Source organism: Bacillus sp. OxB-1 (assembly GCF_000829195.1).
Classification (GTDB): Bacteria; Bacillota; Bacilli; order Bacillales_A; family Planococcaceae; genus Sporosarcina.
Map to the genome: position 1 here is coordinate 2,763,350 of NZ_AP013294.1, position 25,411 is coordinate 2,788,760.

The window sequence follows — 25,411 nt, forward strand, 5'->3', positions numbered from 1 at the left end:
CATCTTCTCTTACAACCAACACTTGATTTTCTATAAGATCTTTCCTCATATTTTCAAGCCACGGACCCGCGGATGCCGATTCAATTAAATTGCATACCGATACTTTGAATACGACAATCCCCTCATCTCTATACTCACCACGGGTTGATCCTACTGACTATATTTTGTAGCATTGATAAGAAATCCGGCGACGTTTTATCAAATTGCTGTAACTCTTCGTTTCGCAAACAGAGTGTGAAGGTATTGAAATCAGACCCCACTTTATAACGCCAATATGATTTTGTTAACGGAGCTTTAATACGACTGTCAACTTCTAGGATAGATTGGTACCTAGTCATAATTTCCCGCACCTGATTTTCCGAAAGCGCTCTCGGTAGAAAATCGATATCTAAGCGAATCCCTTTGGCTTGCTCGTCTATGTACCCAATTTTGTTTGGCATTTCATTATATTGCGGTTTTAAAGCATTTGCCCAAGGCACTGGATTGGCACTCGCAATCATTGCCCTTCTCGCATTCCCTTTAAAAGGATACTCTATTTTACAACCCATTAACCGGTCAAGTACATGTAACCAGTTCATGAATTCTGTATGTAAATTCATAATGATTTAATACCCCTTTCACTATGGATGGCCTATCGTTTAAACCTTCCGACAAGTCCGTCTCTCCGCGTAGGCACAATATTGCAAGCAAATCCTGCTAACCTGATTCCTATTGCTCGGCAGCCTGTATCGCCTCTTTTCCACTGCTCTCTTCTTACAAATCCCGCGCCTAGGCCCCAAGAAACGCAACAATCCATTGTCCATCCGTTTTACCTGATTCTCTATTTGGTTATATTATGCCACGGAAAGTGATGGAAATCGACATGAGTAGATCGAAGATTATAATTATACTTTCAAATGGTTGCCCCTTCCCTGGAAGTTAGGAAGAGGCGCCGAAGTAGCAAAGAATCAAAGACTAACCAAGCTCGAAAATTCGCCACTCTTCACTTTCAATTGGGTAAACAGATTCGCCAATGCGACCTCACCCACATTCTGGTATTTCCCTAGCAACACTAACTCCTTTGGCAAATCCGCAACTTTTTCAAAACCCTGTTCATGTAAAGCTTTCAACAAACTCGTCTGCCCTACAAAGTTTTCTGACGTCAACGGAACTTGTCCAAGCATTTCAGTTAAAATTATGTAATCCTCTTTATAGAAGAACAATGTTTCCCCGGCGTGTTGTTCTATCAATTCTTTCCGTACGGTTTCTTCTTGAATAAATTGGCAGAGCTCCTCGAAAAATTGCTCATCGTTCGCTTCTTTGAAACGTTTTACATGTTTATGGAGACCTTCTAATTGATAAGGCAGCTCACTCATGAGCCGCGCCTGTTGCTCGCCATTTAAACGGATTAAGAATGTTACTGATTTCGGAAAACGCTGAGGCAATAGGAAGGCATCCCGCAAAAAATAAGGAACGCCTACACAACGGTCCTTGTAACAGATTTCACGCACCGTGGCCGAAGGCATGCTTGGACGGTTTCCCGCGCTTCCTTTATTCCCCAATCGCTCCATTAATTCCTGAATGTGCTGAAGAAGGGCGGCAGTCTCTTCCTCTTTCTGCGGAGGTGCCGGCTCAACATAAGACGGCATATGGATATCAGGCGAGGCGTATGTCTCAATATACCAGGTCAGTATCAAATGTTGGTATTCCCAGCAGGTCAACGCTTCGCGTATTAACATTTTCCGTGTCCCATCATGGCTTGCAATGTTGCCATTCCTACGGACAAATTGAAATGCTTGATCCGCAGATGGTGTCAAAATCCCTTCCGCTTTCAACTTCATTAGCAGTTCCGCGAAGTTAAGCTCTCTACTTTCAATCTTCTCCATTTCTGCTACATGCCTTGCCAACGTTTCAGCCATTGTTCTCGTCGTCTGCATCGCCGCGCGAGGTGAACTGAATATCAATCTTTCAATATCTGCTGTTAATTCCGCTAAATCCGCGTGGATATCAAGTAAAACCTCATATAATCTTCCTGTCATTTTCTCACCTCGTAAGTCTTTGTTTGCAGTATGTGATTCGGGCCGAATCATTGAGCGGGTTGCTGATCCAGCTTCTCAACTTGGTAAGTTGCCCTGATCTTCTCAATTAAATAAGGAATCTTCTCTTTGTATTTTTCCTTGTTTGCCAGACGCAGAGAGTACTCCAGCTTCTTTAGATAATACATCGCTTCTTTTGGCAGATCCTCAATGGAAAGCCCCGCCTCCGCTAGTGCCCTATTCATTTCAACTTCGGAGGAATAGAGCGACAGTTCTTCCAACGCCTCACCTGTCCATTTATAGGCCCGCACTTCAAAATCATAATCCTTATAGTGGCCATGGATGAACTGTCCTAATTCATCCATATAATCCGCATTATATTCTGTTGCATTCGGCCCTTCCCAAAATCGGCTTTTCGGCTCATCCTGGTATTTCAACATCAACTTTGCTGTCGCATCCACGCTGCTTCTTTTGGTCAGCGCAACTATTATTTCAATGTTCGACTCAATCGCTTTGGCTGTACGGAGATCGGCCAGACTAGGGTCCGCCCAATTATCGAACATCTCTTCATATGGATGACTATGGTAATAGGCAACCACTTCACTCATGGAAACTAGTTTTTTAGCATCCGCGATAACGCCATTCACCTCTTCATTCGCCTGAACGGATGTGGAAGTCTTTTTTACAACATTCCCGACCGGAAACGTGTACTCGCCCGTAAAATTCTCTCCAGTGTCTCCAAATACAATTCCGAAGCATTCTTTTTGTTTCTTGCTTTTATGATAATGGCCAATGCTGTCCAGCAGCATTGTGGAAAATGCGTTGTTTACCAATTCTAAATACATGTTCGCTCCTCCTGCGGGCTAGTAGATTTCGTGTGTCATGTTTAACATAAAGAAAGGGTTAAGTCATTACAGTCAACTGAATCGGATTATCATTTAACTCTCCTTAAGTAAGATAAAAAATGTTTACGCAAAAACGAAATGAATCCGTCATCCGAAAAATCAATCGGTTCATTGGAAAATACCGCCAAATCAACTGCATCGCCATTTGTATTTAAACGGATTCTAGTCTTTTTTAACGGACTTCCATTTGTACTGATAAGTTCGGGAAGATCACTTTGTTGTAAATCACCGGATTGATGATCCATGACAATAGACAAACGTTCGGCTCCCGAATCAATCTGCATCCATCGTTTATCTCGTTTATCGTTTGGTACGTAAGGAGAGATACGCAGTTTGTCCGATTTCATTTCAGGTCTATGATAAAGCACAGTTGGAAATTCCCTCTCCAGCACTTCAATAAATTGTTCACGAAGATTTTCTACATTCAAGATTTCAGTCCATCCTCTCTTTAAGACGTTTGAATTTATGTTCAACAAAAAACATCTACATATCAACGACCTTCCTGGAAATCATTAAACATAAGTGGATGTTCAATCTTCTTTCAAAAGTTCTCTCTCCATATATTCTTCGCGTAGCTCTGCCAATGTCTTCCCCGATTCTTTATGAACCGCAAAGACATATGTCTGATTTCAGGGAAATATCAGCAATAATAAATAAGTGAACAAATATTCCTACTTCCATTTTACCATATTCCGCTTCGTCAAATGTTCTAAATCTGTCAGAATAATTGTATTATAAAAAGCCGGATTCTAGAAAATCGAAATCCGGCTTTCATGCTTGATTCTTTCCCCCCGCCTCCCAATCACCTACTCCTCCCCAACCTCCCCTTTAGTCAACCCAAAACAGCCGATAAACACAATGGCAAACAACAAAACCTTCCTCCACTCCAAGAGATCCGGCATCTCTTTCGCAATCACAAACTGAACAAGACTATGCACGCCCACTACCAACAATGCCATAACCGAACTTCCGATGATCGCCGTCAACACCTTCATAACCGCGCTCCTCCTTCCAAACACTCTTCCTTAACGATACCAATAGCCGACGTTTCACCTTTGATCCATCTTGCGATAGGCACGGTCCAATTTCGCACGATTAATCAAATTACGTAGACTGCCGTACGTTATAATCATTTGCAAGGGGGTGAACGTTTTGGAAGATGAAGAAATTGTCCAACGGGCGGTGGAATGGATTGAGGAAAATTTGCATCGGGATATTCAACTAGCGGATGTGGCGCGCTTTTCCGGCTATTCGAAGTTCCACTTCCACCGGATGTTTCAGTCCGTTTTGAATCGGAGCGTGGATCAATACGTCCGCACCCGCCGACTTGCGGCAGCGGCGGTTTTGTTGATCCATTCGGACGAGCGGATCCTGGATATTGCCCTACATGCTTCATTCAACTCACAGGAGGCGTTCAGCCGGGCTTTTAAAAAGGTATATCATTTAGCGCCGGGGGAATATCGCCGGCTCATGAGGAGCGTCATTTTCAAACAAGAGGAGGAATTCAAGATGGAAGAAATGAAAGGTTGGTTTTTAAGCGGGAGCCATCCGCATAACTATCGGATAGGGATCGATCGGCAAGTCGTCCATACCGGGAACGCTTCAGGCTATCTCCATTCGCAGTTTGTCACGGAACAAGAGGAGTTTGCCACAATGATGCAGCAATTCAAGGCGGACCAGTACGTCGGGAAGCGGTTGAAACTTTCCTGTTTTCTTAAATGTGAAGACGTCGACGCATTTGCAGGGGCTTGGATGCGCGTCGACAATCAATTGGGCGATGTGCTGCAGTTCGATAATATGAGCAATCGCCCTCTTCACGGCACGCTCGACTGGAATTATTATTCCCTTGTGCTCGACGTCCCGGCCGGCAGCAAAACCATCTCATTCGGGGTGCTTTTGCAAGGGCCGGGAAAGCTATGGGCGAACCAATTTCAATTCGAAGAAGTTCCCGATACCTATCCGACTACCAATTTGGAAGTCATGCCCGAGCTGCTGGATGAACCGGTGAACCTGTCGTTCGATGAATGAAAACATAGTAAAGCATTTCTGGCTGGCAGACATAAATAATCCCCTACTTCACCACTGTCACCGGGCAGTCGACATGTTTCATCACCTTATGGCTGACACTCCCGAGCATCATTTCCTGGAACGTATTCAAGCCCCGGCTGCCGATGACGAGGTGATCGACCGCTTCGGCGTTCACGTATTTTATAATTTCCTGGCTCGGGTTCCCTTTGAGTACTGACACCTTTGCCTTCACGCCAGAAGCGTTCGCGAGTTCCAGAACGGGATCCGTTTTTTGCTTTCGCTTCAGCAGGAGGCTTTCCTCGCTTTGCGCCAAGAGCCGTTCGTCTTTCGCTTTATTGAAATCCGCCACATGGATGATCTCCAACTGCGCCTCCGGGAAGTGCTGGGCGAGCGTAATCGCGTGCCGCGCAGCACGGAGCGCATTTTCCGAACCGTCGATGGCAACCGCAATCTTCATGTAGATTCCTCCCTCATCCTAACTTTTCGAATAATTGTTCACTTGAAGAATTCAGACCTCGGATCGTGACGATCACGCCTTCTTCCTCCAACTTCTGTTTCACTCTACTGATCGCGCCGACGGAAGATTCATCCCATAGCTGGCTATCTGCAAAGTCGATCACAATCTCCTTTTCCTTCACGTCGCGAAATGCTTGGATGAATTTTGTCGTGGATGCGAAAAATAAAGGCCCCTTTATCTTGTAAACGCCCGCCTCATTCGTCACCGTCACCCGAGATATGTTGGCGACGAAAAATAGGGAACTCAAAATTACACCGACAACGACACCGATTGCCAAATTATGCGTATATAAAATGATTGCGACGGTGATCAACATGACGAGTGATTCCGTCTTCGGCGCCTGTTTCAAGAACTTGATCGAACCCCAGTTGAACGTCGTCATCGCCACCATGACCATGACTCCTGCGAGGACGGGCATCGGAATTTTGACGACGACATCGCCCAACACAATGATCAAGAACATGAGAAATACGCCCGCTGTCAACGTGGAAAGACGTCCGCGCCCCCCTGATTTGATATTAATCACCGATTGGCCGATCAACGCGCAACCTGCCATCCCGCCGAAAAAGCCCGTGATGAAGTTGGCGATTCCTTGCCCGCGCGCCTCCCGATTTTTATCGCTCGATGTATCCGTCATATCATCGAGCACTTGCGAAGTGAGCAGCGATTCCAACAGACCGACGATCGATAATGCCAACGAATACGGGAAGATGATTTTCAATGTTTCCCAATTTAACGGAATATCCGGAAGGAAAAAAGTCGGCAACGAGCTCGGCATCTTCCCTAAATCACCGATTGTCTGCAGCGAGACACCGCTCATCAGCGCAATGGCCGTCATGACGACAATGGCAATCAGCGGCGCAGGAATCACAGTGAAAAAGCGCGGTACCGCATAAACCAGAATCAGTGTGGCAATCGCAAAAATATACGTCATCGCATCCGTTCCCCGCAAATACGGAAGTTGGGTGATGAAAATCATGATGCCGAGCGCATTCACGAATCCGAGCATGACGGAGTTGGGAATGAAACGCATCAAATTCGCAACCCCAAACGCCCCGAGGATCAATTGAATGATCCCGGTCAAAACCGTGGCCGCCAACACGTACTGCAAGCCATGGTCCGCCATCAAATTGACGAGCACCAAAGCCATCGCACCGGTTGCCGCTGAAATCAGCCCCGGACGGCCGCCGACAAACGAAGTGATGACCGCAATCGTGAACGACGCATAGAGCGCGACACGCGGATCCACTCCTACTATGAACGCGAATGCCAGCGCTTCCGGAATGAGTGCCAGCCCTACGACGATTCCCGCTAACAGATCGGCGCGCACATTCCCGAACCATTGTTGTTTCAAAGTATGCATATGTAGTTCTCCTCTTAGTAGCAATTGCGCTCATTATAACAAAATGGCACCTGTCTTGCTTGCGATGGACATGTCTGTTTTAAAGTGGACTACAGAAAAAGCATGCTTTAATTTGGCATGCTCCTGTAATGGATTATTTTCCTAATTCCCAATGGACAGCTTCCCGTGCATGGATGACGGTTGTATCAAATAGTGCAACTATATCATATGCCATTCGACTCTAAACGTGATGTCATCCCGCCAATAGCCCTATCGTTATCAAGATGATCTCCCCTTATCGAAGCAGATCCGCGCCTAGTTAATTGTTAATATACTTTTCAAACACATCGCCGAAATCTTTCACATGGTATTTCGTGTGGGCCGACGTGAGCCAAGTAAAACCAAATTCGGTTAATTGCTTATACTGATCAGCCATTTGGATGTCGGACGGTCTAGAATTGTGCAGCACGTGAGCCGCCTTATCAAGACTTTGCGTCGCCATCTCATAAAGGATATTGTTGTCATGGGCTTTTTCAGAAATATACACTAATGCTTTGTATAGATCATTCAATTTTTCAAGTTGCTTTTTATCGACATCAATACTGTATGATTGATTGCCCAACGTGAACTTGATTTCAACATCCAGATCCACTTTGCCCGCCGTTTCCAACAGGACATCCGTAATTTGGTATTGCGAATAAGGGTAGCGTTTCAGCACGCGCTTCGAAGAAATCGCACTTTCCCCATCGACGTGAATGAATGCGATATTCGTAAAGCAATACTCATCCGCTTTCGTCTTAATCAAAAAATAAATTTTTTCATTATCTTCATGTCGGATATAATCATCCGCATCTGTTTTATCATAGTCTTCCGGGCCAATGATTTTCCCGATATCCGATAAGCCCAACGCATCCGAAGCAAATTTTTTCAGCATATGAACGCCCTCTTCCGATTTAATTCTTGCACCTCAATTATACCATTTCTTCAGTTGAACGGAATCTATGGAAATAAAAAAAGGGAAATGAACTGACAAGGTTATGTGCATCAGTGTAAAATAAGGAAAACTGATTAAAAGAGGAACAAATAAATGCCAAAAACTCAACAAAAAGCACCTATTTGGAAAGCATTTGCGCGCGGCGCTTGGGTGATGGTCGGCGCATTCATCGCAGCTTACGGATTAGAATCGATCCTCATTCCAAACCAAGTATCCGACGGAGGCGTAACAGGCCTAAGTATCGTCGGATCACAATTATTCGGTTTACCGTTAGGCCTCCTCATCGCGATTTTAAATATTCCATTTGTCATTTTAGGCTACAAACAAATCGGAAAAAGATTTGCCATTTACTCCATTCTGGGGATTGCAACGCTGGCGGTCAGCACGAGTTTAATGCATCGCGTGCCGACGATTATCCAGGGAGATACGCTATTGGTCACCGTTGTCGGTGGAATTATCCTCGGTATGGGAATGGGGATCGCTTTGCGTAATGGGGGTGCACTTGACGGGATTGATATGTTGGCTGTCTTGCTTTCCCGGCGGATGCCGTTCGGGACAAGTGACTTAATCCTATTTTTGAACGTTTTCGTTTTCGCCATCGTTTCGATCGTTTTCGGTCTTCAGGGAGCTTTCTTATCCGCGATCGCCTACTACATCGCCACCAAAGTGATCGCAGTTGTAGAAGAAGGGTTGAGCGGTTCCAAGACTTATAAAATCATCACTAGCCAGCCCGAAGAAATGGTGGAAACGATCCGTGACCGTCTAGGCCGGAGTGCGACATACAAGATTGTGCAAGGCGGGTATTCCAATGAACAATTCAAGGAAATTACGTGCATTATCAACCGACTCGAAGATAGCAAGATGAAGGAAATCATCCTCGATATCGACCCGTCAGCGTTTGTCACTGTTTATGAAGTCGCTGAAGTAAGAGGCGGAAGTTTCAGTAAGCGGAACATCCATTAAATAAGTACAACGGGAAGGGGCTGTCCGAAAAGTCCAGGCACAGAGTTGGATACTAGCAAAAAGCAAGGGCGCCGGGAGACTCCTGCGGGAAAGCCGGCCGACGAGACCCCGCACGGCTGTATGCCGGAGGAGGCTCGTCGGCTGGCCCGCGGAAAGCGACCAGAGCCCTTGCTTTTTGCGTGTTTAGCCGGAAAATCCACTTTCTGGACAACCCCTTCCCGTTTTTCATTTCAACCGACTTACGAATCCCCTTTCAAATGAAAAAACTTGCGGCCCACCCGTTCCACAAACGCAGGCGCCACCGCATATAATTTGCTTGTGATTCCCATATACCCAGGCAGATTAACTTCCCTGACCGGGCGCTCGATCGCCTGAAGGACGGCGTTCGTCACTGTTTCAACAGATAGGATCCGCTTGCCTAGCGCTTTCCGGTAATTCCCCGACGAGTCGGCTAGGTCGATGAACGGTGTATCGATCGGCCCGGGGTTGATCGTCGTGATATGTACGCCGAACGGGGCCGCTTCCATCCGCAGCGCGTTGGCGTAGCCGAGAATCGCATGTTTCGTCGCGGCATAAATTGCGCTTTGCGGCGTAGCGACCTTCCCCGCCTGAGATCCGATGAAGATCAGCTGCCCACTCCCCCGCTCCATCATGCCGGGCATGAGGCGCTTGGCAAGCAACATCGGTGCCTTGACGTTCAAATCGAGCATGTTGTCAATCGCGTCATCCGGCATCTCATGCGCTGGACCGAACAAGCCGAGCCCCGCTGAGAAAATGGCGACATCCGGAGTGTCGATCCGTTCTACCAGGCGTTCCGCTTCCCCGATTTCCGCCAAATCCGCCGGAATGGCATGGGCTCCATCATTTTGCAGCTCCCACAGGACGTCTTTCGATCGCCCGGTCGCCGTCACTTGGTGCCCTACCGCCAATAGCTGTTTCGTCAAAGCGAATCCGACGCCGCTCGTCGCGCCGGTAATGAGGATCGTTTTACGCCTGCTCATATTGGAGAAGTCCATTTTCATCCATATATTCGCGTATCAATCCCTGCTCCAGCAAGTAATCGGTTTGGCCGATCGTTTCGGATAATGTCAATCCTAACTCTTTTTGATAGACTGTCGGGAATAACTCGCGCGTTAACTCGAAAACGGTCCGGGGCCCTCCGCTCAACATAGACCATACGTTCATCGCCCGTTCATGCTGCTTCGCAAAGCGGGTTTTGATCAAGTCATGGACACCCCTCACTTCATTGCCATGCCCCGAATAAATCACTTCAATCGGCAGATCGAGCAAGCGCTTCAAGGACTGATTATATTGCAGCAAGGAACGGGGACGCCCCTCTTTCGGATCAAGCGGCGGCTCAATGATCGGATTGGAAGACACTTTTTCCAGTACGAGGTCTCCCCCGATCAGCTTGCCTGTTTCCTCTTCCCATAACGCGATATGGCTTTGGGCGTGACCTAATGTTTCCAAAACGGTCCATCCGTGATGTCCCGGAAGTTCATCGCCCTCTTTCAGCAATATATCTAGCGGACGTTCGCCAACGTAGCGAAGCGTCCCCCTCATCTTCTTAGCTGCAACCAAATAGTCATCGGGCACCCCTTCTTCCACCATCCGATCATAATAAAATTCATCGTGATGCTTCAAGAACGCCTCATCCCGCGTCAAATAGGGATGATTATAAGCATGACCCAGCACCTTGGCATGATCGAACGCGTCGATCCATCCGGCATGGTCCGGATGGTGATGCGTCAATATGACCTGCTCGATTTCATCGAGTGTATAGCCGGCTTCCTTGATGCCATGCTGGATCGCTTCGTAAGCTTCCGGTGTTCTCGGGCCGGCGTCAATCAGTGAAAGGGCATCCCCTTTCAATAGAAAAGAATTCACGTCACCGACCGGAAAGGGGGTCGGAATTATAATTTTATGGATCATCACAAAATCTCCTTCGACAAACTGAATGGTTATTCATTTCATTGTACCTCTTTTCCGATACGGCGTCATATGTTTTGTTCCATTTGTTTGAAAAGCCGATGATTTACATGCAGAAAACCTCCCCGAATATTGACAATCCTGAAGAACCATGTATATAATCATTCTAATTCAACGTACTTGTAAGCGTAGACGAAGACGAGTAGTTGCGGTGATGGAGAGAAGAGAGTGTGGCCACCGGCTGAAAGCCACATATCCCGCTCCCGCGGCGAACCTGCTTCCGAGCTGCTGTGGAAACACGGCCGTGCCTCTCGCGTTAAGAGAGGAAATGAGATGTGCTGGTCGCAGAACCGGCAAATTTAGGTGGCACCGCGGAAACATGCGTTTTCGTCCTGATTATAAGGACGGGGACGCATTTTTTATTGCCAAAAAAGGGCAATATGTTTTGGTACGGAATGAAAGGATGAAGAAAATGGAAACGATCGTATTCATAGGAGCGGGATCCATGGCGGAAGCCATTATCGCCGGAATTGTAGAACAAGGGGCATTGAAACCGGAGCAAGTATTCGTGACGAATAAATCCGATTATGCGCGGCTCGAAGAGTTGCAAGCCAAGTACGGGGTTTCTATCTTGGATGAAGAGAAAGAAGCGCTCACAAAAGCCGATCTGATTGTCATGGCTACGAAACCGAAAGACATCCACAAAGCGATGGCTGAAACCGCACCTTATTTGAAGGAGGAGGCGGCTGTCTTATCGGTCATCGCCGGCGTTTCCCTACAGACGCTCGAAGACGGTTTCGGAGCTCGGCCGATTGCACGGTCGATGCCGAACACCTCTGCTACGATCGGCAAATCGGCGAGTGGCGTGGCATGGAATGCGGCAGTCGACTCCTCGATGAAACAACATGTTCTCGGTTTGCTGGAATCGATCGGGATTGTCAAAGAGTTCGAGGAAGATGACCTGCATACGGTTACCGCCCTATCCGGCAGCGGTCCTGCCTATGTTTATTATTTAGTGGAGGCGATGGAAGAAGCCGCGATTGACAAAGGACTTTCCAAAGACGTGGCCCGCGAGCTCATCATCCAGACATTGGAAGGTGCCGCAGCCATGCTGAAGCAGACGAAAACAGAACCTGCCGAGTTACGGAAAAACATCACCAGTCCGGGAGGCACAACAGAGGCCGGATTGAAAGCCCTTGAAATCCGGCTCTTCAAACAAGCGATCGGCGACTGCATCAACGAGGCAGAGTCCCGCTCCCGTGAATTGGGCGCCCTATCCTAAAGCCAATCAATTTGCTATACTTTATTCAGCTTACTTTCCTGCCTTTATGTCGGTAGGAGTTTACTTACTTCCCGATTCAGCGGCTGTCCCAAAGACCGCTGAATGAAACGCCTCCGGTGGATGTAACGAAGTATCCGCCGAGGCTCAATGGATATTATAGTCAAGGGGGTTGTTGGAAATGGCAAAGCTTTTTGAACCGTATACAATCCGCGGCGTCGAACTGAAAAACCGGATTGTCATGTCTCCGATGTGCATGTATTCCAGCCATCAGGAGGACGGCATGGTAGAAGATTGGCATAAGATTCATTATGCGACACGGGCAGTCGGACGAGTCGGCCTTCTTATCGTGGAAGCGACGGCGGTACTGCCTCAAGGGCGAATCTCCGCACAAGATCTCGGAATCTGGAGCGACGACCATATTGAAGGGCTCGCCGAAGTAGTTCGGCTAGCAAAACAGCATGGAGCGAAAATGGGTATCCAGCTGGCCCATGCCGGGCGGAAAGCGACAGTGGAAGGGAACATTTATGCGCCATCCGCGATAGCTTACAATGAAAAATATAAAACACCTTTAGAAATGACCGTCGAAGAAATTTTGGCTGCAGTGCAGGCATTCAAAGACGCAGCGATCCGTGCAAAAAAAGCCGGATTCGATGTCATTGAACTGCACGGAGCTCACGGATACCTCATCAATGAATTTCTCTCGCCGCTCTCGAATAAAAGGACAGATCACTACGGCGGCTCGGCTGCAAATCGTTATCGGTTCCTGCGGGAAATCATCGATGCCGTCCGCGAAGGATGGGACGGCCCGTTGTTCGTCCGCGTCTCCGCCCATGATCACGTGGAGGGCGGCATGACTCCGCAGACGTATATGGAAATGGTGAAATGGATGAAGGAACAAGGAGTCGACCTGATCGACGTCAGTTCGGGGGCAGTCGTCTCTGCGAGAATCAATATTTATCCGGGCTATCAAGTCCCCTTCGCAGAAGCGATCCGGCACGGCGCCCAAATTCCGACAGGCGCTGTCGGTCTGATTACGACGGGCATCCAAGCAGAAGAAATCTTGCAAAGCGGTCGCGCGGATCTCGTCTTCCTTGCACGCGAATTATTGCGCAACCCGTATTGGCCATTTGCCGCCGCCAAAGAACTCGGCGTCACCATTCCATCACCGGAACAATACGAGCGGGGTTGGCGCTTTTAATCTAAATAAGGCTTAAATAAAATCCACGGAGGAGCTAGGTCCCTTCGTGGATTTTTCATTGGCATGGAGATGTTGAATTTTTGGCATATGAGAGGGGTGTCATGACGGTTTGTCGGCTTGCCCTTACAGTTCGAAGTCTAGCCCTCACAGTTTCCCGATTTGCCATGACAATTCCTGCGAGCCATGACAGTTCCCGGTTACCGGGAAAATTTCAAGCATCCCTCACGTTCCCCATCCCCCTCCAACTTTGCCTTTATCCTTCTACCCCTGTTCCCTAACCGGCAGCACCTCGCCCTGCTTCCATTCAAACCTCGAAAAATCTTCCGCAATATACAACTTCGGATGAATGGCCTGCCCCTGCTCCCTTAATTTAACAAGATCGCCCGACATGAAACGGGCGCTAATATGAGTGGCGATCAATGTCCCCGCATTTGCCTCTTGCGCTGTTCTTGCCGCATCGCCGATCGTGGAATGGCCGTATTCCTTGGCCAACTTCCCCGTTTCCATGTCAAACGTCGCTTCATGCACGAGTGCATCCGCATTTTCCGCAAGCTCGACCGCGTTTGCGCAGTACCGGGTGTCACCTACTATCGCTACAGTGAACCCGGGCTGCGGTTCGCCCGTCACGTCCCGACTGCGGACAAAGCGCCCGTCCGGCAGCGTTATATCTTTCCCATCCTTCAGTTGCTTCAGCCACGGCCCTTTCGGAATCCCCGCTTCCGCAATCTTTTCCATCAATAACTTGCCCGGCAGCGGTTGTTGCTCAATCCGGTATCCGAAGCACGGGATGACATGCTGAAGCGAACCTGCCGTGACCCGGAAATCAGACGTTTCGAAAACGATTCCTACCTCTATTTCATGGATCCGGAGTTCATAGGTCAAATGGGTTTTGGAAATGCGGAGACTCATCTCGACCCACTCTTTAATCCCCTGCGGCCCGTAAAGTTCGAGCGGCTCATCCCCTCCAAGAAAGGAACGGGACCCGAGCAAGCCAGGCAAGCCGAAAATATGGTCCCCATGCAGATGAGTGATGAAGATTTTACTGATTTTCCGCGGCTTTAACGTCGTATGTAGAATTTGATGCTGTGTCGCCTCTCCGCAATCAAACAGCCAGTACCCTTCCCCTTCCGCCGAAAGATTCAAGAGGACCGCCGACGTGTTGCGCTGCTTGGAAGGCATGCCTGCTCCCGTTCCTAAAAATTGAAGTTCCAACTTGCCCTCCTCCTTTCATCGCGTGCCCCGCTTGACAGTGCCGTCACCGAATTTCTTTTCCAGCCGCGCGACCAATTCATTCATTTCCACGTCCTTCGAATGTTCTTCAAAATTATAGATCGATAACTGCTCATGCAGCTCTTGGATTGGGATGACGTTCGAAACCGTAATGCCAAGCAGGCGCACAGGATCCCCACTCCAATTTTTTTGGAATAAATCCGCCGCCTCTGCATAGATGTCATCGGCTTGATAAATTGGGTTGACGAGCGAGCGGCTCCTCGAATGGTTCCGCCAATCCGCTGTCCGAATCTGGATCATGACGACCGATCCGGTGAGCTCCGATTTGGCCAGCCGGTTTGCCACTTTTTCCGCCAGCCAGCGGAATGTCTGAAGACAGGCGGCCAAGTCGGTTTCGTCAATCGCCAACGTCGTGGAACTCCCGACGCTTTTCCGGTCTTCCGCCGCTTCCGGATCGACCGGCCGGGAATCGATGCCATTGGCCCGCTTTCGCAGGCGCAGCCCATTTTTCCCCAGCGATTGCTTGAGCAGCAGTTCCTCACAAGCGGCCAAATCACCGATTGTCCGGATTCCGAGTTCATGCAGTTTCTTTTCCGTACTCTTCCCGATTCCGTGCATTTCAATAACGGGCAATGGCCATAGAACATCCGCGATTTCCCGTTTACGTAAAATCGTGATGCCTAGCGGTTTCTTCATATCCGAGGCCGTTTTGGCTAGGAATTTATTCGGAGCGATGCCGATGGAGCAGGGCAGATCCAACTCTCCCAGAATCCGCTGCTGCATATTCGCAGCGATCGACACAGCGTCCGTCAAGCCCCCGATGTCCGTAATATCGATATACGCTTCATCGATGGAGACGGGTTCGACGAGATCCGTGTAAGAGCGCAAGATGGCAAAGACAGCAGCGGAAGCCGTCCGGTACTTCTCGAAATCGGGCGGGACAATGACGAGCGTCGGACAAATGCGTTTGGCCTCGCCGACGGTCATCGTCGTATAGATGCCGAGTGCCCGCGCCTCATAGGAACACGTCACCAAAATGCCGCGCCGCTCCTTCGGACTACCCGCAACGGCCATCGGAATGCCCTTTAGCGATGGATCATGAGCTTGCTCGACCGATGCAAAAAAGCTGTTCATATCCAAATGCAGGATGACACGGGGCCCTCCCTTTCCGCGTGGATTGCCGTCTGTTGCCATACGTTCCTTCCTCCAACTTTTTTCTTTATGTAATCATACAAAAACCGGACGGAGAAGTCGTCCGGCATTTGTATTATTTTGCTGCTTGCGCTTCTACATAGGCTCCGATTTCATCCATCCCGGCAAGTGTTTCGGACAGCACTTCCGGATCGACGACCGTCACCATCCGATCCTCTAAATTGGCGACCGTCTTGAAATAAGGAGTCCTGGAATATGCCATCAGGCTGGTGTCTGTCAAAGTGTTTTCCGGGATGTCGATAATTTCCTTCGCATCCAGGACGAGCAAGCCGATGAATAGCTTGGTCGTCTGAACGACGACAACACGGGCATCCGGCTCCCCTTTTGCACTTCTTCCATAGAGGATTTGTTCAAAATCGAGAATCGGCACCAACTCCCCACGAATCCGCATCAACCCGAGCATATAGTCGGGCAGATGGGGAATCGGGTTCACTTGTTCCAACCGTTCGATGGAAACGACCGAGTCGACAGGCAAGGCATATTCCTCATTCCCACACTGGACGATGACCACTTTTAATTCAGCCATGATTTCACTCCTTTCGATTTGTTGCGACAACTTCTACGATTTCAATCAACAGTTCCGCCAGTTTATTTAATTCCTCTACGGGCATCCGTTCGTTTTTCGTATGGATCTCCTCATAGCCTACCGATAAAGTCACGGTCGGGACGCCGGCACCGTTAAAAATATTGCCATCGCTCCCGCCTCCGCTCACCATCAGCTCCGGTGTACGTCCAATCGCGCGAATCGCTGTCATCGCCGTCTGAACGACTTCCGCGTCTTCTCCAAAACGGAATCCCGGGTACATGACCTGAACTTCCGTTTCCGCTTTTCCACCCATCAACGCCGCGGTCCGTTCAAACACCCGCACCATGTGCTCCGTCTGGCTATCCAGCTTCTGCTGATCGATGGAACGTGCTTCGGCGAGGATATGAACTTTATCACAAACGATATTCGTCGCTTTACCGCCCTCAAACCGTCCAATGTTCGCCGTCGTCTCTTCGTCGATCCGGCCAAGCGACATGGCGGAAATCGCCTTGGCCGCAATGTTGATGGCCGAGACCCCTTTTTCCGGTGCTACACCGGCATGGGCGGTTTTCCCGTGGATGGTCGTCCAAAGCTTCGCCTGATAAGGAGCCGCGATGACGATTCCACCGACTTTCCCGTCACTGTCGACGGCAAAACCGTATTTCGCTTTCAGCAATGAAGGATCCATCGCCTTCGCACCGACCAAGCCGCTCTCTTCCCCGGCCGTGATGATGAATTGAATATCGCCGTGCGGTTTTCCGCTTTCTTTCAACGTTCTCGCCATTTCGAACAAAGCGGCGATCCCCGCCTTATCATCGGCACCGAGAATGGTTGAACCATCCGAATAGATATAGCCGTCATCCCGCAGCACCGGCTTGATGCCTTGTCCAGGCACGACCGTGTCCATATGGCAAGTGAAGTAGATCGGATCGGCCCCTTCCGCCGTTCCTTTCAACGTCGCAATCAGATTTCCTGCACCATGTCCGGTCCGCCCGGCTGAATCATCTTCGATCACTTCGAATCCAAGTGCTTCCATTTTGACGATCAAATGATCCGCAATGAACCGTTCATCCCCGGTTTCGGAATCAATCTGAACAAGTTCGAAAAACTCATCGAGCAGTCGTTGTCTATTCAGTGTAAACACTCCTTACAACGGAATATTTCCGTGTTTCTTTTTCGGTCGGGTCTCCTGTTTATTGCGCATCATATCTAGCGCTTGCAGCAACTTGATACGCGTCTCACGCGGATCGATGACATCATCCACCATTCCATGGGACGCCGCTACATACGGATTCGAGAATTTTGTCCGGTATTCCTCTATTTTTTCCGCTCTTGTCTCTTCCGGATTGTCGCTGTTCGCGATATCCCGGGCAAAAATGATATTGGCCGCGCCTTCCGCACCCATCACGGCGATTTCCGCATTCGGCCACGCATATACCACGTCCGCACCAATCGACTTCGAATTTAAGGCGACATAGGCACCGCCGAAAGCTTTACGTAGGATGACCGTCATTTTCGGAACGGTCGCCTCTGAATAAGCATACAGGATTTTGGCACCGTGACGGATGATCCCGCCGTGCTCCTGCTTAATGCCCGGGAAGAAACCGGTCACATCTTCAAACGTGATCAACGGAATATTGAACGAATCACAGAAACGGATGAACCGTGCAATCTTATCGGATGAATCGATGTCGAGTCCACCCGCCATCACTCTCGGCTGGTTGCAAATCAACCCAACCGATTCCCCTTTCATCCGGGCAAGGCCGACAACCGCATTTTTCGCGAATTCCGGCTGCACTTCCATAAAGGATTCCGCATCCACTACCTGTTCAATCACTTTCCGGACATCGTACGGACGAATCGTCTCGTATGGGACGATATCCGTCAAATCCGGACGATAATCATCCGCCCCATCATAAGGGACGACAGGCGGTTTTTCCGTATTGCTTTGCGGCAGATAGGACAACAGGCGGCGGACATCCGACAAGACCGTCTCTTCGTCCTTGCCCCGGAAATGGGCATTCCCGCTAATTGCATTATGTACTTTGGATCCACCTAAATCTTCCGAAGTGATTTTCTCGCCAGTCACCGTCTCAATGACTTTCGGCCCCGTGATGAACATTTGGCTCGTTTCGTCCGTCATGAAAACGAAATCCGTGATCGCCGGGGAATAGACTGCCCCGCCCGCACAAGGTCCCAGAATGACGGAAATTTGAGGAATGACACCTGAAAAGATTGCGTTCCGATAGAAAATTTCACCATAGCCATCCAGCGAGACGACCCCTTCTTGGATCCGGGCCCCGCCGGAATCATTCAGACCGATGAACGGCGCTCCGTTCTTCGCCGCCAAATCCATCACATTGGCGATTTTCATCGCATGCATCTCACCAAGCGCCCCGCCAAAGACTGTGAAATCTTGGGAGAATAAATAAACCGGTCTCCCTTCGATTTTTCCATATCCCGTCACGACGCCATCCCCTGGACCGACTTGGGTATCCATCCCGAAATCCCGGGTGCGGTGCGTGACGAATGGATTCAACTCCACAAATGTGCCTTCATCGAGCAATAGGTCGATCCGCTCGCGTGCCGTCAGCTTGCCTTTTTCATGCTGTTTGGCGATGCGGTCATCGCCGCCGCCCAATTCAATTTCCCGCTTTTTATCATACAATTCATTAATTTTATCGTAAATATCCATCCTTATTCCCCTTTTCCGCTTTTGTCGCATAGTTCATACAATACGCCGAATGAGGATTTCGGATGTAAAAAGGCGACTTCCGCTCCCCCGGCACCCGGTCTTGGCTCGTCCTGCAACAACTGAACTCCTTTTTCTTTCAGTTCCGCCATGCGAGAACGGATGTCGGTGACACCGAATGCAATATGATGGACACCTTCCCCACGCTTCTCTATGAATTTCGCAACGGCGCCATCTTCCCCCATCGGCTCCAGCAATTCCAACTTCACATTCCCGGCATCCAGAAACGCCACACGCACTTGTTGGCTGGCGACTTCTTCCGTCGCCAACAATTTCAGACCGAGCGTATCAATATAGTATCCGATAGAAGCATCGATACTTTTTACCGCAATCCCAACGTGATCCACTTTTCGCATCGTCAATTCCCCCTTTTCTCCATTGTACATTTTTATTTGAAAAATCTCTACAGGTTGTGAAATCCTCGGATTCTGTTAAAATAGGTATATCTGTGATGAAGGAGAGTCCGGGAAAATGAGCAATAAGAAAATACAGAAGGTCATCGTCTACCTCATGATCATCGCGATGGTCGCTTCCAGCGTGCTATTTGGATTAAGCGTACTTTTTTAAACCGCAAAAGTGACAACAAACTTAAAAACAGTCCGTCCGTGCGTTTTGCACGGACGGACTGTTTTTTCATCGGCCAGGCTCCGGACGCTAGAGGGAGGATGCCTTAATTTCTGCAAAACACGCGCAGAAATACGGCAAATCGAACCCTTTGCTGTTCGATTGGCTCAGGGTCATAAGCCAAAGCCGCTCCGTGGCAAAAAGCGCCACGCCGCATCTTCGTCCTATGCCTGTCGCCTCTGCGCTTTTGTTCTCAAACCTCTTCGCAGTATTCCTCGAATTGGCTTTGCAAGTTCGCCACGACGGACATCGGATCATGCCCTTCGATTTCATGACGGCCGATTTCCGCAACGAGTTTCCCGTCCTTCAAAAGGGCGAACGACGGAGAGGATGGAAGATGATCATCACCGAAGTGCATGCGAGCTTGCGCTGTCGCTTCTTTGTCCTGTCCGGCAAATACCGTGACAAGATGATCCGGACGCTTATCATAATGGATCGAATGCGCTGCGGCCGGACGCGCAATGCCTCCCGCACAACCACAAACTGAATTCACCATGACGAGAGTAGTGCCTTTACGACTGAAGGCTTCATCCACTTGCTCCGGTGTCTGCAATTGCTCATAGCCGCTTGCTTCCATCTCGGAACGTGCTGTTCTAAGAATATCATCCATATACAGATTGAAATTCATATTCATCGGATCCTCAAACCCCTTTCTATACTTACAACTTTATCATAACAGGTGGAAAGTGGACATGCAAAAAAACAAAAGCGCAGGGCGCCTGTTCAGCCCCGACAAGCGCTGGCCGAACCCGCCGCGTCCTGCGGCAACGTCGACACTAATAAAGGCGCTTTTTGACTTTTTCGAAAGACCGAAGCGACTCGAGGGGCCAGCGCCCGGAGCTAGACGTGAACAGCTGTCTGCAATCAATCCCCCGCGATGCAGCGATTTTCCGGAAACAGCTGATCTACAGCTCTGGCAACGGTCACTTGCCCATCGGCCACGGCGGCTTCCAGCGCCGCAACCTGCTCCTTCTTCCCCGGCTCGGCGAAGAAGGAGTCGATGAGCCGATCGCGGATCATCTGACGGAACCAGTCCTTCGTCTGTGCCTGGCGCCGTTCCTTCCAATAGCCGACCTTTTCCATCTCCTGCTTGAATGCCTGCACCGTCTCCCACACATCCTCCAGCCCCGTCTTCTTCAATGAAGAGACCGGCAATGCCGTCGAGGTCCAGCCGGGGGATGCGGGCTGCAGGAAATGAAGGATCTGGCGATATTCCCGCACCGTTTTCTTCGCAAGCTTCAGATTATCTCCATCCGCCTTATGGACGACAATCCCATCCGCCAACTCCATGATCCCCTTTTTCATCCCTTGCAGTTCGTCTCCCGCACCAGTGAGAACGAGCAGCATGAAATAATCGACCATTCCACGGACCATCGTCTCACTTTGACCGACGCCGACGGTTTCAATCAAAATCACATCATAGCCGGCCGCTTCACAAAGAAGCATCGTTTCCCTGGACTTCTTATGCACCCCGCCGAGCGTTCCGGCCGAAGGGGACGGACGGATGAACGCGTTCGGATGCTTGGCGAGTTCCTCCATCCTTGTCTTGTCCCCTAAAATGCTGCCCCCCGATAGCGTCGAGCTCGGGTCGATCGCGAGGACAGCGACTTTATGGCCGGCTTCCGCAAGCATGAGCCCGAACGCTTCGATGAACGTGCTCTTTCCCGCCCCCGGCACGCCGGTGATCCCAATGCGGACGCTGTTGCCCGTTTGCGGAAGCAGATCAAGCAATAATTGCTGCCCCGCCTGTTTATCCGCCGCTCTCAAACTTTCCAGCAAGGTGATCCCTTTCGCCAAATCGAGACGGGAGCCTTGCAAAATGTTCTCCCGAAGCTCGTCGATCGGAACCGACTTGTCCTTCTTGACAAACCGTCGCCGACCGGAAGCGGCCATCCCGTCATGGGAGGAAGGGATTCCATCCATCACATGAAGTGCACTGTCATCGATCAAACGGTTGTTGTCTTTCAATCCGCCACTTCCTCATAGCCGAGCGTGCTGTAAATCTCTTCGATCACCTTTTGCGCGGCAACCGGGATGACAGTGCCCGGCCCGAAGATGGCAGTCGCCCCGCTTTCACGCAGGAACGCGTAATCCTGCGCCGGAATGACGCCGCCGACGACGACAAGGATGTCCTCGCGTCCCAATTTCCGCAATTCCTCCCGCAGTGCAGGCACCAATGTCTTGTGACCTGCCGCCAGCGAACTGACTCCGATCACATGGACATCGTTTTCCGCCGCTTGTAAAGCGGTCTCTTCCGGTGTCTGGAATAAAGGGCCGATATCGACGTCGAACCCGAGATCCGCAAAGGAGGAAGCGATGACTTTCGCTCCGCGGTCATGACCGTCCTGCCCCATTTTTGCAATCAAGATCCGAGGACGGCGCCCTTCATTCTCCAGGAACTCGTCCGCCATCGCCTTCACTTCTTTAATTTCCTCCTCGTTGGAGAAGTTGGAACTATATACGCCGCTCACCGAACGGATCACCGCCTTGTGACGCCCCGAAACGCTTTCGATCGCGTCCGAAATTTCTCCGATTGTAGCACGCGCCCGTGCCGCATCTACTGCCATCGCGAGCAGATTGCCTTCCCCGCTGCGCGCGCTTTCCGTCAAGGCCGCCAACGTTTGGGCAACCGCTGTTTCGTCGCGGCTCGCTTTCATTTCATTGATGCGGTCGATCTGTTTTTGACGGACGAGCGTATTGTCGATATCAAGGATGTCGATCGGATCTTCTTGTTCGAGCCGATATTTATTCACCCCGATGATTGCTTCCGATTTGGAGTCGATCTGGGCTTGGCGTTTCGCCGCCGCTTCTTCGATCTTCATCTTCGGCAGTCCGGTTTCAATCGCTTTCGCCATGCCGCCGAGGTCTTCAATCTCCTCGATCAATTCCCAAGCCTTTTCAATCAATTCATCCGTCAGCTTTTCGACATAGTACGAGCCGCCCCACGGATCGATCACTTTTGTCATCAGCGTCTCTTCCTGCAGGAACAGCTGCGTATTCCGTGCAATCCGCGCGGAGAAGTCCGTCGGCAAGGCGATCGCCTCATCCAGCGCATTCGTATGAAGCGACTGGGTATGCCCCATCGCGGCGGCATTCGCTTCGATCAATGTCCGAGTGACATTGTTGAACGGATCCTGCTCGGTCAAGCTCCAGCCCGAAGTTTGCGAATGGGTCCGGAGCGCCAGGCTCTTCGGATTTTTCGGTTCGAACGTCTGCATCATTTGCGCCCAGATTTTCCGTGCTGCCCGCATCTTCGCGATTTCCATGAAATAATTCATGCCGATCGCCCAGAAGAACGACAGCCGCGGCGCGAATGAATCGATATCGATGCCCGCTTTCAAACCGGTTCGGACATATTCCAAGCCGTCCGCCAGCGTATAGGCGAGTTCGATATCCGCCGTGGCGCCCGCCTCCTGCATATGGTAGCCCGAGATGGAAATCGAATTGAACTTCGGCATGTTTTTGGAAGTGTATTCAAAAATGTCTGCGATGATCCGCATCGACATATCAGGCGGGAAAATATACGTATTCCGAACCATATATTCTTTTAGGATGTCGTTCTGGATAGTACCGGCCAGTTTTTCCGGTGATACGCCCTGTTCCTCGGCCGCTACGATGTAAAATGCCATGACCGGCAAAACGGCGCCGTTCATCGTCATCGAGACGGACATCTGGTCGAGCGGGATGCTGTCGAACAAGATTTTCATATCTTCGACCGAATCGATAGCAACGCCCGCTTTCCCGACATCGCCCGTCACCCTTGGGTGGTCGGAGTCATAACCCCGATGCGTCGCAAGATCGAATGCAACGGACAATCCTTTTTGTCCCATGGCGAGATTCCGTTTATAGAACGCATTACTCTCTTCCGCCGTAGAGAATCCGGCATACTGGCGCACGGTCCATGGACGGGAGACGTACATCGTCGGATAAGGCCCGCGCGTGTTCGGAGCGATGCCGGGGAAATCATTCAAATGCCCCACGCCCTCCAGATCTTCTTGCGAATAGATCGGTTTCACATCGATCCCTTCATTCGTCCGGAACGGATTGCCTGCCGACCCGTTTGCGAAAGCATCCGACTGTTTCAAATCGGTAATAGCCACTTGGCTGAAGTCCGGTTTATTCAATATGAGCCCCTCCTTCCACTTTGTGCGCGATTTCCAGCAGCTTTTCGATTTTATTCTGTCCGGCAAATACGAATCCGTCCAAGCCGGCGGACCGCCATTTTTCAGATAACGCCGCATCCACCTTGCCTGCTGCATCCAGCACAACCTGCACCGGACGCTTGGCCAACAGCTCGTCCATCACTTGTTCCGTTTCAGCAGGCGATGCGCAGACGACGGCATAATCCGGCTGCTCGGAAGCGAGCCAATCGAGCGCTTCTTGTGCATTGGCGAAGGCAGGACTCCATTCGGCGCGGATTCCGCCGGTCGCAAGGAAGCCCGTAACAAAGTCCGCACGTGGTTTGAAGTCTTTCAGCGCACCAAACGTCAAGACGGCGGCACGTGGCTGGGAATCTTCGAAACGCTGCCGCAATTGTTCGAACGGAGCCGCGAGACGCTCCGCTGCAGCGACTAAGCCGGAATCGGAAAAATTGGTTGGTGTCAATTCTGCATACACATTCGTGCCGACCAATGATTTTTTGCCCGTTGCCACTTCCTTTTTCCGGGATTCCATCGTTTGCTCGATCCGCCCGGTAGCGAGATAGGCATCATATCCTCCCATCGCATCGATTTCAAGGAACTGTTTCCAAGCCCTTTCCACTAGTTCCGCTGTCAATGTTTCAATGAAATAGGAGCCCCCGGATGGATCAGCCACTTTCGTGACATAGGTTTCCTCCTTGATGACCAATTGAATGTTCCGAGCCAACCGTACCGAATGATCTGTCACGCCGGTCAGTACGTCATGCGGATGGACGGTCAAAGCGTCCGCGCCACCGAGGACGGCTGAAAATGCTTCATTTCCTGCCCGCAGCAAATTGACGTTCGGATCCAGCTTCGAATACGAGCGCAATGAAGTGATCGCCAAAAGCGGAACCGATGGAGCATTCTCCTTGCCATACGCCTGGCTGAACGCTTGCCAGAGCACACGGAATGCCCGGAATTTCGCGATTTCCATGAAAAAATGGGTATCCACTGCGAAACGGACAAAAAATTGTTCCGCAAATTCATCGAAAGTTTCCTGCGATGCCGCAAGTTCCGACGCTTTCGCCAAAGAGAGTGCCAGTTCCGTCACCGCATCGGCCCCTTGGTGATGTACGTCCCATAGATCCGCGCCAAGCGTCCGCACTTGGTCGTAGCCTTGCGGAATCCTCCAGTCCTGCACCGACACGGCCCCTTTCACCGAGGAACGGAATTCGGCGGGAATCCGGTCGAACACTTTTAAAATTGGGTCATCCTTCGATGTGTCCGTAATGAAAACCGGATACTTTTGGATGAAATCCCCCAATTCATCCAAAAGCCGATCATTCCAACTAAGCTGTTTCCTGCCGTCATAGACGATCGCCTCATTTCCTCTTGCCAGCGAATCTTCCAATGTTTTCAAAAATCGCTGTCCGTCTTCCGCTATCGTCTGCTGCGCCACGATCCACCCCGATGTGCTGCTGACAGGCCGGACCGTTTGCAAGCGCGCCTCCAGCTCCCCCAGTGTATACAGAGGTCGCAGTGTAATCCCTTCCACTGTCTTTGTTAAAAGCGATTCAAATGGTTTCCCTTTCAGCGAGTGGACGGCCGTTTCCTTCCATTGCTCGTAACCGGCATCTGGAAATGAAGACGTTTTCATTTTATGTATCGCCATACCCTCCTACACCCCTTCCAAAAATGATAGTTCTTTCTATAGTTTACCTGAGTGGGAGAATTGTTTAAAGTGGAAAAACCCGGAGCCATTTTTCAGCCCCG

The 25,411-nt window shown here is 50.2% G+C and carries 25 protein-coding genes; 5 read left to right on the forward strand and 20 right to left on the reverse strand.

Features of this window, described 5'->3' with window-relative positions; all coding sequences use genetic code 11:
- Positions 1–134: 134 nt before the first annotated feature.
- From OXB_RS13570 to OXB_RS13590, 5 genes are all read right to left on the reverse strand, one after another.
- Positions 135–599: a hypothetical protein gene (locus OXB_RS13570; RefSeq protein ID WP_041075017.1), complete on the reverse strand. Its 465-nt coding sequence runs from the start codon at positions 597–599 to the stop codon at positions 135–137.
- Between the two features lie 348 nt (positions 600–947).
- Complete coding sequence (locus tag OXB_RS13575; RefSeq protein ID WP_041075018.1) at positions 948–2,018, reverse strand: DUF4145 domain-containing protein; 1,071 nt, start codon at positions 2,016–2,018, stop codon at positions 948–950.
- 47 nt (positions 2,019–2,065) lie between these two features.
- A complete protein-coding gene (locus tag OXB_RS13580) occupies positions 2,066–2,860 on the reverse strand; it encodes a Mov34/MPN/PAD-1 family protein (protein WP_041075020.1) in 795 nt (264 codons plus the stop codon).
- Positions 2,861–2,949: 89 nt separating this feature from the next.
- Positions 2,950–3,348, reverse strand: coding sequence for a hypothetical protein (locus OXB_RS13585; protein WP_041075021.1), 399 nt, complete (start codon positions 3,346–3,348; stop codon positions 2,950–2,952).
- Positions 3,349–3,726: 378 nt separating this feature from the next.
- A complete protein-coding gene (locus OXB_RS13590; RefSeq protein ID WP_041075022.1) occupies positions 3,727–3,915 on the reverse strand; it encodes a hypothetical protein in 189 nt (62 codons plus the stop codon).
- A gap of 157 nt (positions 3,916–4,072) precedes the next feature.
- On the opposite strand from OXB_RS13590, the gene OXB_RS13595 reads away from it, so the two are divergent.
- Positions 4,073–4,948, forward strand: coding sequence for a helix-turn-helix domain-containing protein (locus OXB_RS13595; RefSeq protein ID WP_041075023.1), 876 nt, complete (start codon positions 4,073–4,075; stop codon positions 4,946–4,948).
- A gap of 43 nt (positions 4,949–4,991) precedes the next feature.
- Here the strand turns inward: OXB_RS13595 and OXB_RS13600 are convergent, their stop codons facing one another.
- From OXB_RS13600 to OXB_RS13610, 3 genes are all read right to left on the reverse strand, one after another.
- Positions 4,992–5,405, reverse strand: a complete 414-nt coding sequence (locus OXB_RS13600) for a universal stress protein (RefSeq protein WP_173426017.1) — start codon at positions 5,403–5,405, stop codon at positions 4,992–4,994.
- A 13-nt stretch (positions 5,406–5,418) separates the two neighbouring features.
- Positions 5,419–6,828, reverse strand: coding sequence for a SulP family inorganic anion transporter (locus OXB_RS13605; RefSeq protein ID WP_041075028.1), 1,410 nt, complete (start codon positions 6,826–6,828; stop codon positions 5,419–5,421).
- A gap of 298 nt (positions 6,829–7,126) precedes the next feature.
- Positions 7,127–7,741 (reverse strand): PH domain-containing protein, encoded by a 615-nt coding sequence (locus OXB_RS13610; RefSeq protein WP_041075029.1) that lies wholly within the window; start codon positions 7,739–7,741, stop codon positions 7,127–7,129.
- A 153-nt stretch (positions 7,742–7,894) separates the two neighbouring features.
- On the opposite strand from OXB_RS13610, the gene OXB_RS13615 reads away from it, so the two are divergent.
- Positions 7,895–8,764 (forward strand): YitT family protein, encoded by an 870-nt coding sequence (locus OXB_RS13615; protein ID WP_041075030.1) that lies wholly within the window; start codon positions 7,895–7,897, stop codon positions 8,762–8,764.
- Between the two features lie 239 nt (positions 8,765–9,003).
- Here OXB_RS13615 and OXB_RS13620 read toward each other — a convergent pair whose 3' ends face one another.
- Entirely contained in the window at positions 9,004–9,765 is a 762-nt protein-coding gene (locus tag OXB_RS13620) for an SDR family NAD(P)-dependent oxidoreductase (protein ID WP_041076823.1), read from the reverse strand.
- Positions 9,752–10,696 (reverse strand): MBL fold metallo-hydrolase, encoded by a 945-nt coding sequence (locus tag OXB_RS13625; RefSeq protein ID WP_173426018.1) that lies wholly within the window; start codon positions 10,694–10,696, stop codon positions 9,752–9,754. Before OXB_RS13625 ends, OXB_RS13620 begins: the two co-directional genes overlap by 14 nt.
- Before the next feature lie 376 nt (positions 10,697–11,072).
- Between OXB_RS13625 and proC the strand changes: the two genes are divergently transcribed.
- A complete protein-coding gene (gene proC / locus OXB_RS13630) occupies positions 11,073–11,975 on the forward strand; it encodes a pyrroline-5-carboxylate reductase (protein WP_331711216.1) in 903 nt (300 codons plus the stop codon).
- Between the two features lie 178 nt (positions 11,976–12,153).
- The gene (gene namA, locus OXB_RS13635; RefSeq protein WP_041075034.1) at positions 12,154–13,173 is read left to right on the forward strand and encodes an NADPH dehydrogenase NamA; all 1,020 of its coding nucleotides are present in this window, start codon (positions 12,154–12,156) and stop codon (positions 13,171–13,173) included.
- 261 nt (positions 13,174–13,434) lie between these two features.
- On the opposite strand, the gene rnz is transcribed toward namA, so the two are convergent.
- The 6 genes from rnz to mce all read right to left on the reverse strand — a co-directional run bounded on the left by rnz (position 13,435) and on the right by mce (position 19,249).
- Positions 13,435–14,385: a ribonuclease Z gene (rnz, locus tag OXB_RS13640; RefSeq protein ID WP_041075035.1), complete on the reverse strand. Its 951-nt coding sequence runs from the start codon at positions 14,383–14,385 to the stop codon at positions 13,435–13,437.
- Positions 14,386–14,400: 15 nt separating this feature from the next.
- Positions 14,401–15,597, reverse strand: a complete 1,197-nt coding sequence (locus tag OXB_RS13645) for a DNA polymerase IV (protein WP_052484044.1) — start codon at positions 15,595–15,597, stop codon at positions 14,401–14,403.
- A gap of 73 nt (positions 15,598–15,670) precedes the next feature.
- Positions 15,671–16,141 (reverse strand): chemotaxis protein CheW, encoded by a 471-nt coding sequence (locus OXB_RS13650; protein WP_041075036.1) that lies wholly within the window; start codon positions 16,139–16,141, stop codon positions 15,671–15,673.
- A 4-nt stretch (positions 16,142–16,145) separates the two neighbouring features.
- Positions 16,146–17,276 (reverse strand): M20/M25/M40 family metallo-hydrolase, encoded by a 1,131-nt coding sequence (locus OXB_RS13655; protein WP_041076829.1) that lies wholly within the window; start codon positions 17,274–17,276, stop codon positions 16,146–16,148.
- A gap of 12 nt (positions 17,277–17,288) precedes the next feature.
- Positions 17,289–18,836 (reverse strand): acyl-CoA carboxylase subunit beta, encoded by a 1,548-nt coding sequence (locus tag OXB_RS13660; protein WP_041075037.1) that lies wholly within the window; start codon positions 18,834–18,836, stop codon positions 17,289–17,291.
- A gap of 2 nt (positions 18,837–18,838) precedes the next feature.
- A complete protein-coding gene (mce, locus tag OXB_RS13665; RefSeq protein ID WP_041075039.1) occupies positions 18,839–19,249 on the reverse strand; it encodes a methylmalonyl-CoA epimerase in 411 nt (136 codons plus the stop codon).
- A gap of 115 nt (positions 19,250–19,364) precedes the next feature.
- On the opposite strand from mce, the gene prli42 reads away from it, so the two are divergent.
- Positions 19,365–19,460, forward strand: a complete 96-nt coding sequence (prli42, locus tag OXB_RS18730) for a stressosome-associated protein Prli42 (protein ID WP_144399706.1) — start codon at positions 19,365–19,367, stop codon at positions 19,458–19,460.
- 250 nt (positions 19,461–19,710) lie between these two features.
- On the opposite strand, the gene OXB_RS13670 is transcribed toward prli42, so the two are convergent.
- From OXB_RS13670 to OXB_RS13685, 4 genes are all read right to left on the reverse strand, one after another.
- Entirely contained in the window at positions 19,711–20,151 is a 441-nt protein-coding gene (locus tag OXB_RS13670) for a BrxA/BrxB family bacilliredoxin (RefSeq protein ID WP_041075040.1), read from the reverse strand.
- A gap of 230 nt (positions 20,152–20,381) precedes the next feature.
- Positions 20,382–21,440, reverse strand: a complete 1,059-nt coding sequence (gene meaB, locus OXB_RS13675; RefSeq protein WP_052484200.1) for a methylmalonyl Co-A mutase-associated GTPase MeaB — start codon at positions 21,438–21,440, stop codon at positions 20,382–20,384.
- Between the two features lie 41 nt (positions 21,441–21,481).
- Complete coding sequence (gene scpA, locus OXB_RS13680; RefSeq protein ID WP_041075043.1) at positions 21,482–23,641, reverse strand: methylmalonyl-CoA mutase; 2,160 nt, start codon at positions 23,639–23,641, stop codon at positions 21,482–21,484.
- Positions 23,634–25,310 (reverse strand): methylmalonyl-CoA mutase family protein, encoded by a 1,677-nt coding sequence (locus OXB_RS13685; RefSeq protein ID WP_041075044.1) that lies wholly within the window; start codon positions 25,308–25,310, stop codon positions 23,634–23,636. The genes scpA and OXB_RS13685 overlap by 8 nt, the downstream gene beginning before the upstream one ends.
- Positions 25,311–25,411: the final 101 nt, after the last annotated feature.

What these genes read in the sequence shown, in the direction of transcription:
- OXB_RS13625 (WP_173426018.1), bottom strand. Translation starts at nt 10,696, where the DNA reads ATGATCCATAAAATTATAATTCCGACCCCCTTTCCGGTCGGTGACGTG.
- OXB_RS13580 (WP_041075020.1), bottom strand. Translation starts at nt 2,860, where the DNA reads ATGTATTTAGAATTGGTAAACAACGCATTTTCCACAATGCTGCTGGAC.
- OXB_RS13660 (WP_041075037.1), bottom strand. Translation starts at nt 18,836, where the DNA reads ATGGATATTTACGATAAAATTAATGAATTGTATGATAAAAAGCGGGAA.
- proC (WP_331711216.1), top strand. Translation starts at nt 11,073, where the DNA reads ATGCGTTTTCGTCCTGATTATAAGGACGGGGACGCATTTTTTATTGCC.
- namA (WP_041075034.1), top strand. Translation starts at nt 12,154, where the DNA reads ATGGCAAAGCTTTTTGAACCGTATACAATCCGCGGCGTCGAACTGAAA.
- OXB_RS13590 (WP_041075022.1), bottom strand. Translation starts at nt 3,915, where the DNA reads ATGAAGGTGTTGACGGCGATCATCGGAAGTTCGGTTATGGCATTGTTG.
- mce (WP_041075039.1), bottom strand. Translation starts at nt 19,249, where the DNA reads ATGCGAAAAGTGGATCACGTTGGGATTGCGGTAAAAAGTATCGATGCT.
- OXB_RS13600 (WP_173426017.1), bottom strand. Translation starts at nt 5,405, where the DNA reads ATGAAGATTGCGGTTGCCATCGACGGTTCGGAAAATGCGCTCCGTGCT.
- OXB_RS13670 (WP_041075040.1), bottom strand. Translation starts at nt 20,151, where the DNA reads ATGAATATGAATTTCAATCTGTATATGGATGATATTCTTAGAACAGCA.
- OXB_RS13575 (WP_041075018.1), bottom strand. Translation starts at nt 2,018, where the DNA reads ATGACAGGAAGATTATATGAGGTTTTACTTGATATCCACGCGGATTTA.
- OXB_RS13645 (WP_052484044.1), bottom strand. Translation starts at nt 15,597, where the DNA reads ATGGCAACAGACGGCAATCCACGCGGAAAGGGAGGGCCCCGTGTCATC.
- OXB_RS13650 (WP_041075036.1), bottom strand. Translation starts at nt 16,141, where the DNA reads ATGGCTGAATTAAAAGTGGTCATCGTCCAGTGTGGGAATGAGGAATAT.
- OXB_RS13685 (WP_041075044.1), bottom strand. Translation starts at nt 25,310, where the DNA reads ATGGCGATACATAAAATGAAAACGTCTTCATTTCCAGATGCCGGTTAC.
- OXB_RS13620 (WP_041076823.1), bottom strand. Translation starts at nt 9,765, where the DNA reads ATGAGCAGGCGTAAAACGATCCTCATTACCGGCGCGACGAGCGGCGTC.
- OXB_RS13615 (WP_041075030.1), top strand. Translation starts at nt 7,895, where the DNA reads ATGCCAAAAACTCAACAAAAAGCACCTATTTGGAAAGCATTTGCGCGC.
- OXB_RS13610 (WP_041075029.1), bottom strand. Translation starts at nt 7,741, where the DNA reads ATGCTGAAAAAATTTGCTTCGGATGCGTTGGGCTTATCGGATATCGGG.
- OXB_RS13605 (WP_041075028.1), bottom strand. Translation starts at nt 6,828, where the DNA reads ATGCATACTTTGAAACAACAATGGTTCGGGAATGTGCGCGCCGATCTG.
- OXB_RS13570 (WP_041075017.1), bottom strand. Translation starts at nt 599, where the DNA reads ATGAATTTACATACAGAATTCATGAACTGGTTACATGTACTTGACCGG.
- meaB (WP_052484200.1), bottom strand. Translation starts at nt 21,440, where the DNA reads ATGGATGGAATCCCTTCCTCCCATGACGGGATGGCCGCTTCCGGTCGG.
- prli42 (WP_144399706.1), top strand. Translation starts at nt 19,365, where the DNA reads ATGAGCAATAAGAAAATACAGAAGGTCATCGTCTACCTCATGATCATC.